This window comes from Kitasatospora sp. NPDC004289 (assembly GCF_053602875.1).
Genome location: NZ_JBSGEL010000025.1, coordinates 1 through 16,302, shown reverse-complemented (window position 1 = coordinate 16,302; position 16,302 = coordinate 1). Strand labels below are relative to the sequence as shown.

The following is a 16,302-nucleotide window of genomic DNA, read 5'->3' as shown; positions in this document are numbered from 1 at the left end:
CGCGCCGTCAGGACACCACGTCCTTGCGGGCGAAGCCGCGGAAGGCCAGGGCCACGAGGACCACCGCGTAGGAGAGCGAGAGCGAGACGCCCTGGAGCATGCCGCCCCACTCCAGCTTCGGCTGGAGCGCGTCGGCCCAGGCGTACTGCCAGTGTGCGGGCAGCCAGGCGCGCAGGCCGCCGAGGGCGGTGACGGCGTCCAGCACGCCGGTGATGATGGAGAGGAAGACCGCCCCGCCGACCGCGCCGAGCGGGGCGTCCGTCACCGTGGAGAGCCAGAACGCCAGCGCGGCGACGACCAGTTCGGCCAGGAAGACGTAGGCGATGGCGATCGCCAGCCGGGGCAGCGCCTCGCCCGCCGGGACCACCGCGCCGGTCGGCAGCCGCAGGTCGCCCCAGCCGTAGGCGGCGGTGCCCACCAGCAGGGCGACCAGGGGCAGCAGCAGCACCGCACCGGCCGAGAAGGCCAGCGCCACCGTCAGCTTCCGTGCCAGCAGCCGCATCCGGGGCACGGGGGCGGCCAGCAGGTAGCGCAGCGAGGACCAGCCGGCCTCGGAGGCCACCGTGTCGCCGCAGAAGACCGCGACCGGGATCACCAGCAGGAATCCGGTGCCCATGAAGAGCAGCGTCACCGAGAAGTTGAGGCCGGAGGCGGTGGCCAGCTCGATGAAGCTGGTCCGCCCCTCCCGGCCGGGCTCGTTGCCGCCCAGCCGGAAGGCGGCCAGCACGATGAAGGGCAGTGCCGCCAGCACGCCGCCGATCACCAGGGTGCGGCGGCGCCGGAGTTGGCGCACCGCCTCCACCCGCAGCGGCAGCGTGCGGCCGGGCCGGTAGCCCGCCGCCTGCTCGCGGCCCGCCCCGCCGTCGCCGCCGTCGCCGCCCGGGCGCTCCTGCTCCACCGCGGTCGTCATGCCGCTCCTCCTCCGATCAGCGCCAGGAAGGCGTCCTCCAGCCTCCGGTGCGGCCCCACGCCCTCCACGGGAACGCCCAACCGCACCAGTTCCACCACCAGTTCACCCACCGTCAGCCCGTCCAGCCGGACCAGCACGCCCTGCTCGACCTCCTCCGCCGAGGCCACTCCCGGCAGTTCGGCCACCTTGGCCGCGGCGGAGGGCATCGGGGTGGAGACCAACAGCAGCTCGCCGGCGCCGACGATCTCCGCCACCGGCCCGGCGGTGACCAGCTTGCCGCGGTCCATCACCACCAGGTGGGTGCAGCTCTGCTCCACCTCGGAGAGCAGGTGGCTGGAGACGATCACCGTCCGCCCGCCGGCCGCGTACCGGATCATCACCTCGCGCATCTCGCGGATCTGCGGCGGGTCGAGACCGTTGGTGGGCTCGTCCAGGATCAGCAGCTCCGGCAGGCCGAGCATGGCCTGGGCGATGGCCAGGCGCTGGCGCATGCCCTGGGAGTAGGTGCGCACCGCGCGGTCCAGCGCCTCGCCCAGGTCGGCGATGGCCAGCGCCTCCTCCAGGTGGGCGTCCTGCTCGGGGCGGCCGGTGGCCTGCCAGTACAGCCGCAGGTTGGCCCGCCCGGTGAGGTGCGGCAGGAAGCCCGCGCCCTCGACGAAGGCACCGACCCGGGAGAGCACCGGGGCGCCCGGCCGGACGGCGTGGCCGAACAGCCGGATCCCGCCCGCGTCGGGGCGGATCAGGCCCATCAGCATCCGCAGCGTGGTGGTCTTGCCCGCGCCGTTCGGCCCGAGCAGGCCGAGCACCTGGCCACGCTCGACCCGGAAGCCGAGGTCGCGCACCGCGTACCGGTCGGCGGCGCCGTGGTAGCGCTTGCTCAGGCCTTCGATCACCAGCGGCACCCCGGCCAGCGCGGGGTCGTACGCGGGCCCGCCGGAGCGGCGCAGCCGCCGGTACGGCACCAGCAGCAGCACCGCCGCGAGCACCGCGATCAGTGGCAGCGCCCAGACCCGGTTCGGCAGCGGGGCGGCCTCGGTACGCAGGCCGGCCACGGTCGGCAGGGTGAGCGGCCCGGCGGCCGAGATCCGGTAGGTGGCCGGCTCGATCGGCGTGGCGTAGCCGAGGTCGCTGCTGGCCAGCACCAGGCGCAGCCGGTGGCCGGCCGCGAACTCGTGCTCCACCGCCGGGAGTTGGACCGTCACGGTGCGGCCCTGCGCGGCGTCGGTGACCCGCAGCGGCGCGGCCAGCTGCTGCGGCAGCACCTGGCCGCCGTCCGGGCCGACGTCGTAGAGCTTGGCGAACAGCACCGCGTCCGGCCGGTCGGCCTGCACCCGCACCGGGACGGTGGGCGCGCCGGTCAGCCGCAGCGCGGAGTCCAGCGGCGCGGAGTCGAAGGAGGCGTACTGGCCGGGGAAGTCGATCGCCAGGCTGAGGCCGCCGGTGCCGCCGGCCGCCGCCGACAGGCTGCCCAGGGCGCCGCCGATGCCGGGCAGTGCGGAGATGTTCGGCGGGGCCCCGCCGGGCGGGTTGGCCACGGCCTGCTCACGGCCCGTCAGCTCCACCGTGCGGGTGGCGGTACCGCCGAGGCCCGGGTAGGCGTCGGCGCTCGCGCCGCGCAGCACCGCCTCGAAGCCGGTGGAGTCCAGCCCGCCGGTCCTGGTCACCCGGAACGCCGGGCCGGTGTCGACGGCCTCGTCCTTCTTCAGGTACCGGTCGAACCAGGAGGTGACCCGCTGCTCGACCCGCTCGCTGCCCTCGGTGCCGCCGTCGTGCCCGCCGGCGAACCAGTCCACCGCGACGGGCGCGCCGTTGGCGGCCACCGCCTTGGCGATCTTGTCCCCCTGGTCGAGCGGGAAGAGCGAGTCCTGCTGGCCCTGGACCACCAGGGTGGGCACCTTCAGCCTGTCGGCCACGCTGGACGGACTGGAGCGGTCGAGCAGCTTCACGGCCTCGGGGTCGGTCCGCCCGCTGGTGGCCACCCGGTCGTACATCGCGCAGAGCTCGTCGGAGAACTTCCCGCAGCCGACCGGGCCGTCCTGCCGCGGCTCGCCCTGACCCGGCATCAGTCCGCCGGCCGAGCCGGTGGTGAAGAAGATCCCGGCCCACAGCTTCTTGAAGACGCCGTCACCCTGACCTGTGGCCTGGGGGAACAGCGCCTCATTGAGGTTCCACCAGGTCACCTGGCTGGCCACGGCGTCGATCCGCTGGTCGTACGCGGCACCGAGCAGCGCGGCCCCGCCGCCGTAGGAGGCGCCGCTGATGCCCACCCGGGGGTCGCCGGGGGCGTCGAGCTGGACCTCGGGGCGCTGGGCCAGCCAGTCCACCAGCCGTCCGACGTCGGCGATCTCGCGGTCCGGCGCGTCCAGGCCGATCCGCCCGGTGGACTCGCCGAAGCCCCGGGCCGACCAGGTGAGCACGGCGTAGCCCTGCCGGGCGAGGCGCTCGGCCTGCTCGCGGACGCCGTCCTTGGAGCCGCCGAAACCGTGCGCCAGCAGCACCGCGGGGCGCCGCCCGCCGCCGCCCGCGGTGAAGAAGGAGGTGTCGATGGAGACCCGCTCCGCACTGCCCGGCGCCTCCGGCATGTCCAGCCGCTGCGCCTCCTGACGGACCGCCACCTCGTCGCCGCCGACGGCGGCCACCGCCGCCCCGCCGCCCGCGAGCACCACGAGCGCCGCCCCGGCGGCCCACCACTTCCGTTGCCCGAGGCGACGCCACGCCCCACCGAGTCCCATGGTCATCGACCCTAGCCGCCCGGCAGGTAGGAAGCTTGTAAGCGCCCACCCGCCCCCGGACTCCGTTCAGTCCGGGAATGGATCGGCCGGACTAACCGTTGTAGAGCCTGACAGCAGTTAGAACGGACCGATGGAAGGGTGCCCGATGGCCACCGACGTGAACGGCGCGACCTTCGCCGAGCAGGTACTGAGCAGCGACAAGCCCGTGCTGGTCGACTTCTGGGCCGAGTGGTGCGGCCCCTGCCGCCAGGTCGGCCCGGTGCTCGACCGGATCGCCGCCGAGCACGCCGACCGGCTGACGGTGGTCAAGGTCAACGTGGACGAGAACCCGGGCCTGGCCGAGGAGTTCGACATCCGGGCGATCCCGGCGATGAAGCTCTTCAAGGGCGGCGAGGTGGTCCACGAGCTGCTCGGGGCCATGCCCGCCGCGGCCGTGATGGCCGAGCTCGACCCCCACCTCTGACCACCCGGCTCCCCCGAACTCCCCGAGAGGACACGGCCATGGCCGACCGCTACGCCGAGATCGCCTTCTCCCCGAAGGTGCAGGAGCACCAGCGCCGCAACGGCAGCCTGCGCGCCTACGGACCGCGCACCTCGGGCCCCGCCGCCGGGCCCGTCCTGCTCGGCCCGGACGAGCGGGTGTTCATCGGCGCCCGGGACAGCTTCTACCTGTCCAGCGTCGGCGAGTCCGGCTGGCCCTACATCCAGCACCGGGGCGGCCCGCGCGGCTTCCTCCAGGTACTGGACAACCGGACGCTGGCCTTCGCCGACTTCCGCGGCAACCGCCAGTACATCAGCCGGGGCAACATGGACCACGACGACAAGGTCGCCCTCTTCCTGATGGACTACGCCAACAGCACCCGGCTCAAGATCTACGGCCGGGCCCGTGCGGTGGAGGCCTCCGAGGACCAGGAGCTGGTGGCCCGGCTCAAGCCCGAGGGCTACCGGGCCCACCCGGAGCGGGCGATGCTGATCTCCGTCGAGGCCTACGACTGGAACTGCCCGCAGCACATCCCACAGCTCTTCCCGATCGAGAACGTCCGGGCCACCGTGAACCACTACCAGCAGAAGATCGCCTCGCTGGAGGCCGAGCTCGCCGCCCTCAAGGCGGAGAAGGACAACTGACGGGCCGTCGGCGCTGGTCAGGTGCCCGGGACCGCCCGCAAATCGGGTGGACGCGTACCTGACCAGCCGCCATAGTGACCGCCATGGCTTCCCTTGTGCACCACATCACGGTCGACTGCGCCGACACCTACGTCCTCGGCAACTTCTGGGCCGAGGTCCTCGACTCCAAGCTCGCCGACGACGACCTCCCCGGCGATCCGGAGGCGCTGCTCGTCACCCCGAACGGCATCGAGATCCTCTTCATCGCCGTCCCGGACGGGAAGACCGTCAAGAACCGCCTGCACTTCGACATCCAGCCCTCGGACCGCACCCGCGACGAGGAGGTGGAGCGCCTGCTGACCATCGGTGCCACCGTCGTCGCCGACCACCGCCGCCCGGACGGCACCGGCTGGGTCACCATGGCCGACATCGAGGGCAACGAGTTCTGCGTCGAGCGCAGCGCCGCCGAGCGCGCCGCGACCGCCTGACCCGCCCACCCGACCTCTCCCGCCTCCCCCTCCCGAGGCCGGCGGGGCGCCCGTGCCGCTCCGGGCGCCCCGCCTACCAGACTCGGCCGCCGCCCGCGGATACGCTGCGGACACCCGTCCCGCAGCGCGAAGGCGAGCCCGATGCCCCGTCACCCCGTCCACCTCGCCCGGGTCTACGACCCGCACCGCCCCGAGGACGGCGCCCGCGTCCTGGTGGACCGGCTCTGGCCGCGCGGCATCAGGAAGGAGGACGCCGCCCTGGACTCCTGGCCCAAGGCGCTCACGCCCTCCACCGAGCTGCGCCGCTGGTACCACGAGGGCGGCGGCTTCCCCGCCTTCCGCGAGCGCTACCTCGCCGAGCTGGAAGCACCGGAGGCCCAGGAGGCGCTGACCGGGCTGCGCGCCCTGGCCACCGACGGGCCGATCGTGCTGCTCACCGCCTCCAAGGGCGACCTGGACAGCAGCCACGCGGCCGTCCTGCGCGAGCTGCTGGCCTGACACCGCCTCAGGCGACCGTCCCGTCCTCCCCGAGTTCGGTGAAGAGGGTCAGCTGCAGCCCGGCCGGGCCCTCCAGGCGCGAGTTGAGCGAGTTCCACGGCGTGCGGACCGGCTCGGCCAGCACCCGGGCACCCGCCGCCGCCAGCCGCGCCGTCACCGCCGGGGAGTCGTCCACCTCGAAGGCCACCCGCAGGTGCCCGGCCACCCGGCGGCCGACCTCCACCTCGTCAATGAACTCCGCGTGCCCCGGATCGGTGATCTCCAGGGTGGCCCGGCCGGCGTCCAGGATGGTGACCCGGCCGTCCGGCGAGGCGAACGCCGCCTGCTCGGCCAGCCCCAGCTCGTCGCGGTAGAAGCGCAGCGCCGCCTCGTAGTCGGCGGCGGTGACCACCAGCCGCAGCTGGCGGACGGGGGTTCCCTCGGACATCGTCGGCTCCTCACCCGGTGATCTCGGTTACGGAGCCGACAACCTGACGTCCGTTCAGATCATTCCGCGCGCGAACAACGCCGCCGTGCCGCCCGCCTTCGCGGCACCGGGCGCCCCGCCCGCCCCGGCCGGCACCGGGTCGGGGCGGCAGAACCGGTCGCGGGCGGGGAGCTGCCCGGTGACCAGGAAGCGGTGCGTCTCGGCGATCGCACAGGACGGCGCCTCCGGGTCGTACGTCCCGTGGTTGCCCGCGTCCACCGTCACCATCCGGGCCCGCCCGCCCAGCGCCTCGCGCAGCCCGAGCGCACCGGCGTAGGGGGTGGAGGGGTCGCGCAGGTTCTGCAGCAGCAGGATGTTCGCCGGCCCCCGGTCGGCGATCCGCACCGGCGGCTCGACCGGGTCGTTCCACCACAGGCAGGGGAAGACGTTGGCGCCCATCCCGGCGAGCAGCGGGTAGCGCTGCCGGTGGTCCGTCACCTCCCGCTGGTAGGACGCCGGATCGCGGTTCCACCGCACGTCCCCGCAGACCACGGCGAGCATCGCGGCCACCTCGTTGTCGGCCGGGATCCCCTCCTCCACCACCCTCGGGTACCAGGCCGGCGCCTGCGCGTCCGTCCCGTCCAGGTAGCGCCACCAGGCGGCGATCTCCGGGAAGAGCGCGGTGTGGATGGACAGGCCCCGGTACAGCATCCGGAAGCGGTTGCCGTTCACCTCGCCCGCGTCGGGGTGATGGCCGGGGGTGCGGTCCAACCGCGCGGCCAGCGCCAGGAATCCGGCCCGCACCTCGGCCGGGGTGGCGCCCAGGCCGAGCTCGCCGTCGCGCTCCGCCGCCCAGGCGGCGAAGTCGCCGAAGCGCAGCTCGGCCCCGCTGTCCCAGAGCGACCACATGCCGTGCCAGATCCGGGCCGGGTCGACCAGGCTGTCCAGCACGAAGCGGTCGGTGCGCTCCGGGAAGAGCTGCGCGTACACGGTGCCGAGGTAACTGCCGTACGAGCCGCTGAAGTAGGAGATCCTCCGCTCGCCGAGCGCGATCCGGATCCGGTCCATGTCGCGGGCGGTGTTGGCGGTGGTGACGTACGGCAGCACGTCCCCACCGTTGGCCAGGCAGTCCCGGGCGAGCGCCTTGCCGAAGGCGACGTTCGGCGCGATCGAGCCGTCCGGCGCCGGGAAGGGGAGCACCTTCTCGGTCGGCAGCCCGGCCTCGGTGCGGCCGCAGGTGAGCGGGGCGCTGTGGCCGATGCCGCGCGGGTCGAAGCCGATCAGGTCGTAGCGGTCCAGCACCTCCTGCGGGTAGACCTGCGCGTAGGCGCTGGGCAGGTGGAGGCTGCGGGTGCCGGGGCCGCCGCCGTTGTGCAGCAGCACGCCGCGCCGCAGGCCGGGCTTGGCGGTGGCGATCCGGGAGACGGCGATCTCGATGGTGCGCCCGTTCGGCCTGCGGTGGTCGAGCGGCACCGTGACGGTGGTGCAGAGCATCCGGGGGTCGTGCGGCGGCCAGCCGGCCTCCGGCGGGCAGTCCTTCCAGACCAACTTCGCTGCCGTCGGCGCGGCTTGGGCCACGGGGACGGCCACGGCGCCGAGGCCGACGGCCAGGGTCAGCGCGGTGAGTCCACCCACGACCTTCTGACGAATCATCAACATGGTCCAGACCATAGGGACTTGACCAAGTCTTGGTGCGCCGTTCGACTCAATTCGCGTACCGACTCGGCGCATCCGAGGTCTTGCCGACCCGGGCATGTCATCCCTACCGTCGGGTAACGTCCCGCGCCTCCTCCCCACCCCCAGGAGTGACCGTGCCCCGGATCCCCCGCACCGCCCTGGCCCTGGCCGCCGCCCTGGCCCTGGCCGCCTCCCTCAACTCCCCTGCTCCGGCCGCCGGTTCGCCGCCCCTGCGCGAAGTCCTGCTGGTCGGCAACAACTGGGACGGCACCGCTGACGTGCTGGCCTCCTCCGGAGACCTCGCCAAGGTGGGCCGGATCGACGTCGTCCCCGACAGGGAGCAGCGGCTGGCCGAGATCCACCGCGACCCGATCAGGCTGGCCTACTTCCTCGGCGTCCGCCTCGGCCCGGGCGAGGGCCACGACCAGTTCGTCGACGACATGTACACCACCCCGGACGGCTCCTCCGTGGTGGTCTCCCGCCCGAGCTTCGCCGACGTGGTCTCCCTGGACCTGGCCACCGGCCGCCTCAACTGGCGCTTTCCGGTGGCCGGTTACCGCTCCGACCACATGGCCCTCTCCCCCGACGGGACCAAGGTCGCGGTCTCCGCCTCCACCGCGAACACGGTGCACGTGCTCGACGTCCGCACCGGCGCCCAGCTCGGCTCCTTCCGCACCGGCGACAAGCCGCACGAGAACCTCTTCACCGACGGCGGCCACCGACTGTGGAACATGTCGATCGGCGAGGTCACCACCGCGCTGGACGCCCCCTGGCTCGACTGGACCAAGGGCGACCGGCGGATCACCGTGGTGGACGCCGACACCTACGCACCGGTCAAGGTGATCGACATGCGCGAGCGGCTGGACGCGGCCGGACGCAGCGACCTCTCCGACGCCGTCCGCCCGGCCGCCTTCAGCCCGGACGGCTCCACCCTCTACTTCCAGCTCTCCTTCTACAACGGCCTGGTGGAGTACGACGTGGCCGCCGACCGGATCACCCGGTTCAAGGAGCTGCCCAAGTCGCCGGCCACCAACGAGGACCGCACCACCTGGGTGAACGACTCCCGTCACCACGGCCTCTCGGCCAGCCCCGACGGCGCCCACCTGTGCGTGGCGGGGACGATGGACGACTACGTCACCGTGCTCGACCGCGCCACCCTCCAGGAGGGCCCGCTGATCCCGGCCGCCAAGCCGTACTGGGCCACCGTCAGCGGCGACGGCCGCTCCTGCGTGGTCTCGGAGAGCGGCAGCGACCGCGTCACCGCGATCGACTTCGCCACCGGACGCCCCACCGTCTCCGTCCCGGTCGGCGACCACCCGCAGCGGGTGCGTCTCGGCCACGTGCCGACGGGCTGGAGCGGCCCCGCCGCCCGCTGATCGCGGACCTCCTCCGCGCCACCGACCCGGCCAGCACTCCGCCGGGCCGTTGCACCTCACTCCTCACCCCGACGGCCGTCTGATCGACCGTCAGGAGGCCGACGACGACGGCGGTCCGGCGGGCTCTTCGGAGCCCTCGGGCCGCCGTTCGCCTTGGCAGGACACTACTCAGCCTCACCATGGCATGCAACACAGCAGTGAAAGCTTTCTGATGTTCTGTCATTGATCTACTGCAAGATCCCGAGGCCCCCACACCCCCGCCGGGCCCCCGCCGCACCGCCGCCCGCTCCGACGGCCGGCCGAGGTCAGCCTTCTGAACTGCGAAAACGGCAGTCGTACCGAGCCGATCCGGACGCATTCGAACCAGCGCCGACGGCCCGGAAGTCGATGGAAGCCTTGCGATTGAACGGGATTCAACTATTGACAGGGCCTTCGCCGAAGTCCTCAATAGGCGACACAGTTCAACGGCTTTCAACGCCCCACCCCCACACCTCAAGACCTCACGGCGCGGTCGCGCCGCTCCCACGGCTGCCCCTCAGCCGCTCCCCCACGCACGCCCCCACCCGAAAGGACCGACCGCCCATGCGCCGCCACCCTCGCGCGCTGTCCGCCGCCATCGCCCTGATCGCCGGCACCATCGCGCTCCCCGCCCTGCCCGCCGCCACTGCCTCGGCGGACACGGCCGCCGGTCCGTACGTGCTCCAGGTCGAGAACATGTCGCTGACCAACTTCGCGACCGAGACCGTGAACCACAGCGCGTACAACAACCCGGTCGAGACCGTCACCTACGCCCGCGGCGCGGCCGGCCAGACCAGCTCGGCCCGGTCCACCTTCGCCGGCGCGGCGGGCACGTACGACCTGATCACCCGTTACAACGGCAAGACCGCCGGCGGCGTCAGCTACCGGCTGACCGTCAACTCGGCCCAGGTGGACAGCTGGAACGCCAACGGCCGCTGGGGCACCGACTACACCGACCCGAAGAACATCGACACCCGCACCAGCAGCAAGGTCGCCCTCAAGCCCGGCGACGTCATCGAGCTGACCGCCGTCGGCTCCACCGACGTGCCGCGGGTGGACCGCATCACCATCCAGAACTACGTCGGCGCGCCCACCAGCCCGCTGACCATCAACTCCCCCAACGCCGCGCTGAACGACGGCTTCGCCTGGGGCCGCGACCGCGCGCTCGGCATGGCGTTCTACCAGGGCAACCCGATGATGGGCCACGAGCCCGAGTGGTGGCGGCTGACCGACGCCACCCACCAGACCGTGCAGCCGGGTTACTGGGGTGCCTACACCAGCCGCGAGTCGTACTACAACCGCGACATCTCGCACCAGTCGGACGGCGCGCACGTCATCGGTCTCGACAACGAGACCCTCAACATGTTCAAGACCTTCGCGGGCGACGCCGACGACCCGGGCCAGAACGGCTGGCCGCTGTGGGCGCACAGCCCCACCGGCGCGATGTACTACATCGACCAGACCGGCTTCCGCGAGCTGCCCTCGCCGTTCAACCTGATGGCCAAGGCCTTCAAGCAGTACCAGTGGACCGGCAACGCCGCCTGGATCAACGACCCGACCCTGTCGGCGTACTACGACTCCACCATGAACCAGTTCCTGGCCTCCCACCAGGTCACCTGGAACGACGCCAACCCCGCCGCCGAGCAGCCCGTGGCGAAGAAGCAGAACGGTGAGTACACCGCGACCTTCTTCGAGTTCCCCAACGAGAACCTGACCTCGGCCGCCGACGCGCTGGGCTTCCAGTACCAGTCGATGCTCGCCTACGCGCAGATCCTCAAGGCCAAGGGCGACACCGCCGGCAGCACCACCTGGGCCAACCGCGCGCAGCGGGTCCGCAACCACTTCGAGAGCCAGTGGTTCGACTCGGCCAACAACCGCTACGTCCGCGGCAAGGACGCCAACGGCACCGGCTACAGCAGCTGGGGCCACGAGGCCAGCTTCCTGATGATGCTCAACGGCCTGGGCGACTACGGCCCGCGGACCTCCGCCTACCTGGACTTCATCGCCGCCAACGACGACAGCCTGAACGTCGAGGCGACCTCCTACCTGCCGGAGATGTACTACCAGTACAACCGCTCCGGCGAGGGCTGGTCCTGGCTGAAGAAGCTGATGAAGGACAAGGACACCTACCCCGAGATCTCCTTCCTCGCCGTCAGCAACACCGTCGACGGCATGATGGGCGTCCAGCCCGACGCCCCCAACCACAAGGTCGCCACCGTCTCCCGCCTGACCTCGGAGACCCCGTGGGTGGAGATCGACCACCTCAAGGTCGGCGACAGCGACCTCAAGCTCAAGCACATCGGCACCACCGGCTCGGTGCTGACCAACAACGCGGGCTCCACGGTGAACTGGGAGGCCCAGTTCTACGGCTCCTACTCCACCATCTCGGTGAACGGCACCGCCTACCCGGCGCAGACCAAGTCGCTCTACGGCCAGACCGTCTCCTACGTCAGCGTCCCGGTGAACGCCGGCGCCACCGTCACCGCCGCCGCGGGCAGCACGGTCGTCGACACCACCGCCCCGAGCACCCCGTCCGGCCTGGCGACCGCCAACCTCACCGACGCGAGCGTCGACCTGAGCTGGAACGCCTCCACCGACAACGTCGGCCTGACGAACTACCAGGTCCTGCGCAACGGCAGCGTGATCGGCACCACCACCGGCACCACCTTCACCGCCAACGGCCTGGCCGGCTCGACCGGTTACACCTTCACGGTCAAGGCCGTGGACACCACGGGCAACGTCTCCGCCGCGAGCAACGCCGCCGCGGTCACCACGCTCCCGACCCCCAAGACGGTCAACCTCAGCGACCTGGCCTGGGCGAGCTACCAGAACTCCTTCGGGACCCCCCGCAAGGACACCAGCATCGACGGCACCCCGATCAAGCTCCAGGGCACCGTCTACCCCAAGGGCATCGGCACCCACGCCAACAGCACCATCACCTACAACCTGGGCGGCGGCTACACCCGCTTCCAGGCCGACACCGGCGTGGACGACGAGATCACCGCCACCGGCTCGGTCCGCTTCGAGGTCTGGGGCGACGGCGTCAAGCTCTACGAGAGCCCCTACACCCTCGGCCCCAACAACCAGACCCAGAGCGTGAACGTCGACGTCACCGGCGTCAACACCCTGGTCCTGAAGGCCCTGGACGGCGGCGACGGCATCAACAGCGACCACGCCGACTGGGCCGGCGCCAAGCTCACCGTCAAGGCCTCGGCCCCGGTCAACGCCAGCGACCTGGCCTGGGCCTCGGCACAGGCCGACTTCGGCACCGTCCAGAAGGACCGCAGCATCGACGGCAACCCGCTGAAGATCAACGGCACCACCTACCCCAAGGGCATCGGCACCCACGCCAACAGCACCATCACCTACAACCTCAACCGCGGCTACACCCGCTTCCAGGCCGACACCGGCGTGGACGACGAGGTCAGCTCCTACGCGACCCTGAAGTTCGAGGTCTGGGGCGACGGCGTCAAGCTCTACGAGAGCCCCTCCGTCAACACCCCGACCACCCCGGCCCAGCCGGTCGACGTCAACGTCGCCGGCGTCAACACCCTGACCCTGAAGGTCACCGACGGCGGCGACGGCATCAACAGCGACCACGCCGACTGGGCGGGCGCCAAGTTCCTCCAGTAACCGCCGCAGTCCCCTTCCCCCTTCACCGGCCGGAGCCGGCGGGCGCCCTCGGACGCGCCCGCCGGCTCCGGCCGTCCCGCTCCCTAACGCCCCGTCACCAGACCCACCGGCAGGTACTCCGACACCACGTCCACCGCCATCCCGGCGTCCTGCGCCAGACAGGCCACCGCCAGCGGAGCCAGCGCCACGAACCCGGTGGACGTCACCGCCCGCTCCCCGTCCGCCGTCCAGTACTCCCGGTGCAGCTCCAGGGCCCGCACCAGCGCCGCGTCGAAGCCCGCCTGGTCCCGCGCCACGAACCGGCCGAACAGGTCCATGGCCGGCCGCACCACCTTCATCAGGTACTCCCGGTCCACGACCGCGGCCGGCTCCGCCGCCTCCAACGCGGCGGCCAACTCCTGGGCCAGCCCCTGGTCCTGACGCCGGTACGCCTGCAGGGCCGCCACCCACGCCCAGGTGTACTCGTCCTCCGGCGCACCGGACCCGCGCAGCACCTCCACCGGCACCGCCGCCAGCCCGTCCAGCAGCCCGCCCTCCCGGCAGACCGCCGCCAGCCAGAACGCGTTCAGCCAGTTCCCCGCGTGCGCCTCCCGCCGCGAGTCCCCCGCCCCCACCGTCCGCACGGCCCCGCCGATCCGGGCCTCCACGGCGCCCTCCTCCACTCCCGCCACCGCGAACAGCGCCGCAGCCGCCTGAGCCGCCGTCAGGAACGCCTCCCGGCTCTCCACCCGCTCGCCCCCCGGGTCCAGCAGCAGCCCGGCCTCGGCCATCACCAACGCCGTCTCCAGCACGCTCACCAGCCCCAGCGAAGCTCCTGGCCGCAGCCTCCCCAGATCCACCGCCAGGTCCTCGCCCAGCAGCGCCAGACCACTCTCGACGTGCTCCGTGGAAATGCCGTGCCGCTTCACAATGGCGTTCAACTCAGGTCACTCCCGGGTCAGTTGGTCTCATGTCCGCTGCGGTCCCCGCCCATCCGGACCACCCCGACTACCGTCGGTGCCCCCGCAGCTACTGATCCAACACCGCACCGAACCCCTCCTGTTCCCAGCCCCCTCTCAGACCTCCGACCGAACCTGGACGTACGCCCTCCGACGTGGTTTACGTGACGGCCGACCGGTCCACGGCCACCAGCAGGCCGCGCAGTTCGGTGAACGCCGCCGCCGCACCGGTCCGTGCCGCCGACGATCGGGACCAGGCGGTGTCGCGCAGCGTCCGCCGCAACAGAGCGGTGTCCAGCCGTACCGCGTACGCGCCCTGCCGGTCCGCGAGCACCAGCAGGTCAACGGCGGCGCCTGTGCACTCCGCAGGTACTCCGGCTCCACCGGGATGCCCCAGCCCTGATTCGGACAGGCAACTGCCGGCAGCTGAGACGAGCGCCGTCAGGCAGTCGGGTACTCGCCGACCCATGAACGATCCAGCAGGTTCTTCGGCAGGTACTCCGAAGAGACCTCGACCGGGATCCCCCCGTCATACGCCATGCAGGCCACGGCCAACGGCCCCAGAGCGACGAATCCCGTCGAGGTGATCGCCCGGTCGTCCTCCTCCTGGGACCAGAAGTCACGGTGCAGCTCAACCGCCTCCGTCAGCGCGGCGTTGAACTTCACCCCGTCACCACGCAGGAGTTGGTACAGCGCAGCCATCGGCGGATAGATCAGGCTCAGCACCGACTCCGGCCTGCCGACCCGCAGCACCTCGGGGTCCGTACCCTCAATGGCCGCGGTCAGCTTCTCCACCACCACCGGCTCCTTGCGCCAATACGCCTGCAAGGTCTCGACCCAGGAGTACACGTACTCGTCGTACACCGCCCCCGACGCGCGCAGTACGTCGACCGGCACCGCACACAGCATGTCCAGCCGCGCCGGCTCACGGCAGATGACAGCCAGCCAGAACGCCTCCACCCACGTACCCGCATCGGCCGCACTCTGCGGCCCGGTCACGGCGATCAGCCGCGTCTCCTCACCGAAGCGACACTCCACCGGAGACACCTCCGACACGGCTACCGCGAACAGCGCCGTCCTCGCCTGCATCGCCAGGACATAGGCGTCCCATGTCTCCAGGCGCCGCGCCGTCGGGTCCAGCAGCCCACGCGACTCCGCAACCGTCAGTGCAACCTGCCCGACCCGCGCCAACTCCCGGGGCCCCGCATCGACCACGGCCAGTGCCCGGGCCAACGACCGCCCCAGCACCTCGAGACCGCGCTCGACATTGCCGGTAGGCACCTCGTGGCGGGCAACATTCGTAGCCATCTGCTCAGCTCCTAAAGGGGGTTGCCGTCAGCGTCCCGGGTGTCGATATTGAAGCGCTTCATCCTATAGCCACCGTAGTTGTGACTTTCCAAGGTGTTGCCGTCGTCGTCCTCGGACTTCTCCTTGTCGACCTGAGCCCAGACCGCCACGTAGATCACCTTCTTCTGCGCCCAGGCATCACGTAGGTCCTCGGCCAACTCGGCGTTCTCCGGCTCAGCTGTTGCACGCTTGTCCATCTGGGCAAGAATTGCGTCGAAGTAGTCCGGGTGCCCTTGCTCCACCTGCCGCCCCTTCGAGGGCGAATCCTCGAGCGAGGCCCTGTCGCCGATCTTCCCCGTAGGTGCCTTTGCCTCCACCACCACGTAGCTGCCGTCCGGCAACTTCCAGACCTGGTCGAAACGATTGTTCCCCTTCCCCCAGACGCCTGCCGGCTCGGCGCCCGGGAAGTTGTCGGGAATGGCGTGGAGCATCGCGGCCGACTCCCCGAGCTCCTCGCCCTTGTCCGTAGTCTCCGCGATGGTCGCGGACCGGGCGTTCTCAGCGTCCTCCAGAGCCTGCAGGTTCTCCGGGCTCGGGTCGGCCTTCGCAGCAGCGTCGGCTGCCTTGAGGTTCTCTCGAGCGACCTTGGCATCGTCAAGTGCCTTGCGCCGCTTCTCGACCGCCTCGTCCAGCTTCGTCTCGTTGCCGTCCAGGAGCGTGGAAGGGTCGCCGAAGACTTCCATTCCCCGGTACATGTAAGTCGACTTCAGCGCCTCGACGGTGTCAGCCGTCCACTTACCGGGGTTGTCCGGATCGGGCTTGAGCTGGGGCAGCCGTACACCGTCGACCTCCTCCTCGGAATCCCGGCGATAGCCGTTCTTCCGATAGTGCTCCTTGAAGAAGCCGGGTTCCTCGTTCGCACGCTTGACCAACGCGTCCCGCTTGCGTTTGTCCTCGTCCACCGCACTGTTGGCAGCTGTGCCGGCGGCTTCTTCGGGGGCGGTGCGGTCGTGGTCGGGGTTGTGGGTGGGGTCGGTGGTGTGGTGGTCGGGGGTGGTGGGGGTGCGGTTGGGGTCGAGGGGGATGGCGAAGACGCCGTTGTCGCCGTTGTGGAGGGGTTGGGGGCTTCGGCGGCCGGTTTGGGCGTCGATGTAGGTGATGGTGCCGTTGTGGTTGACGGCGTTCCAGGCGTGGGAGCGGCCGTCCTTGTCGGTGGTGATGATGACGGCTTGGGA

Annotated in this window: 14 protein-coding genes; 6 read left to right on the top strand and 8 right to left on the bottom strand. The window is 71.5% G+C overall.

The window, feature by feature from the left end; all coding sequences use genetic code 11:
• Window positions 1–7: 7 nt before the first annotated feature.
• Complete coding sequence (locus ACWEPF_RS18605; protein WP_452173441.1) at window positions 8–910, bottom strand: ABC transporter permease; 903 nt, start codon at window positions 908–910, stop codon at window positions 8–10.
• Complete coding sequence (locus ACWEPF_RS18600; protein WP_452173440.1) at window positions 907–3,642, bottom strand: alpha/beta fold hydrolase; 2,736 nt, start codon at window positions 3,640–3,642, stop codon at window positions 907–909. Before ACWEPF_RS18600 ends, ACWEPF_RS18605 begins: the two co-directional genes overlap by 4 nt.
• A gap of 145 nt (window positions 3,643–3,787) precedes the next feature.
• Between ACWEPF_RS18600 and trxA the strand changes: the two genes are divergently transcribed.
• The 4 genes from trxA (at window position 3,788) to ACWEPF_RS18580 (ending at window position 5,732) form a co-directional block, all read left to right on the top strand.
• Entirely contained in the window at window positions 3,788–4,105 is a 318-nt protein-coding gene (gene trxA / locus ACWEPF_RS18595; protein WP_452173439.1) for a thioredoxin, read from the top strand.
• Window positions 4,106–4,143: 38 nt separating this feature from the next.
• Entirely contained in the window at window positions 4,144–4,767 is a 624-nt protein-coding gene (locus tag ACWEPF_RS18590) for a pyridoxamine 5'-phosphate oxidase family protein (RefSeq protein ID WP_345289127.1), read from the top strand.
• Between the two features lie 83 nt (window positions 4,768–4,850).
• Window positions 4,851–5,234, top strand: a complete 384-nt coding sequence (locus ACWEPF_RS18585) for a VOC family protein (protein ID WP_345289126.1) — start codon at window positions 4,851–4,853, stop codon at window positions 5,232–5,234.
• 141 nt (window positions 5,235–5,375) lie between these two features.
• On the top strand, window positions 5,376–5,732 hold the full coding sequence (locus ACWEPF_RS18580; RefSeq protein ID WP_452173438.1) for a DUF488 domain-containing protein: 357 nt from the start codon (window positions 5,376–5,378) through the stop codon (window positions 5,730–5,732).
• A 7-nt stretch (window positions 5,733–5,739) separates the two neighbouring features.
• On the opposite strand, the gene ACWEPF_RS18575 is transcribed toward ACWEPF_RS18580, so the two are convergent.
• Window positions 5,740–6,159: a VOC family protein gene (locus ACWEPF_RS18575; RefSeq protein WP_452173437.1), complete on the bottom strand. Its 420-nt coding sequence runs from the start codon at window positions 6,157–6,159 to the stop codon at window positions 5,740–5,742.
• A gap of 54 nt (window positions 6,160–6,213) precedes the next feature.
• The gene (locus ACWEPF_RS18570; protein ID WP_452173436.1) at window positions 6,214–7,797 is read right to left on the bottom strand and encodes an alpha/beta hydrolase; all 1,584 of its coding nucleotides are present in this window, start codon (window positions 7,795–7,797) and stop codon (window positions 6,214–6,216) included.
• A gap of 152 nt (window positions 7,798–7,949) precedes the next feature.
• On the opposite strand from ACWEPF_RS18570, the gene ACWEPF_RS18565 reads away from it, so the two are divergent.
• Window positions 7,950–9,191 carry a YncE family protein gene (locus tag ACWEPF_RS18565; RefSeq protein WP_452173435.1) on the top strand — a complete coding sequence of 414 codons (1,242 nt, stop codon included), beginning with the start codon at window positions 7,950–7,952 and terminating at the stop codon, window positions 9,189–9,191.
• 582 nt (window positions 9,192–9,773) lie between these two features.
• Window positions 9,774–12,842, top strand: coding sequence for an NPCBM/NEW2 domain-containing protein (locus ACWEPF_RS18560; RefSeq protein ID WP_452173434.1), 3,069 nt, complete (start codon window positions 9,774–9,776; stop codon window positions 12,840–12,842).
• 83 nt (window positions 12,843–12,925) lie between these two features.
• On the opposite strand, the gene ACWEPF_RS18555 is transcribed toward ACWEPF_RS18560, so the two are convergent.
• From ACWEPF_RS18555 to ACWEPF_RS18540, 4 genes are all read right to left on the bottom strand, one after another.
• On the bottom strand, window positions 12,926–13,762 hold the full coding sequence (locus tag ACWEPF_RS18555; protein ID WP_452173433.1) for an immunity 49 family protein: 837 nt from the start codon (window positions 13,760–13,762) through the stop codon (window positions 12,926–12,928).
• 178 nt (window positions 13,763–13,940) lie between these two features.
• On the bottom strand, window positions 13,941–14,114 hold the full coding sequence (locus tag ACWEPF_RS18550; protein WP_452173432.1) for a hypothetical protein: 174 nt from the start codon (window positions 14,112–14,114) through the stop codon (window positions 13,941–13,943).
• A gap of 107 nt (window positions 14,115–14,221) precedes the next feature.
• Window positions 14,222–15,088 (bottom strand): immunity 49 family protein, encoded by an 867-nt coding sequence (locus ACWEPF_RS18545; RefSeq protein ID WP_452173431.1) that lies wholly within the window; start codon window positions 15,086–15,088, stop codon window positions 14,222–14,224.
• Between the two features lie 11 nt (window positions 15,089–15,099).
• Window positions 15,100–16,302: toxin glutamine deamidase domain-containing protein (locus tag ACWEPF_RS18540; protein ID WP_452173430.1), on the bottom strand; the 1,203-nt coding region annotated here is incomplete at its 5' end.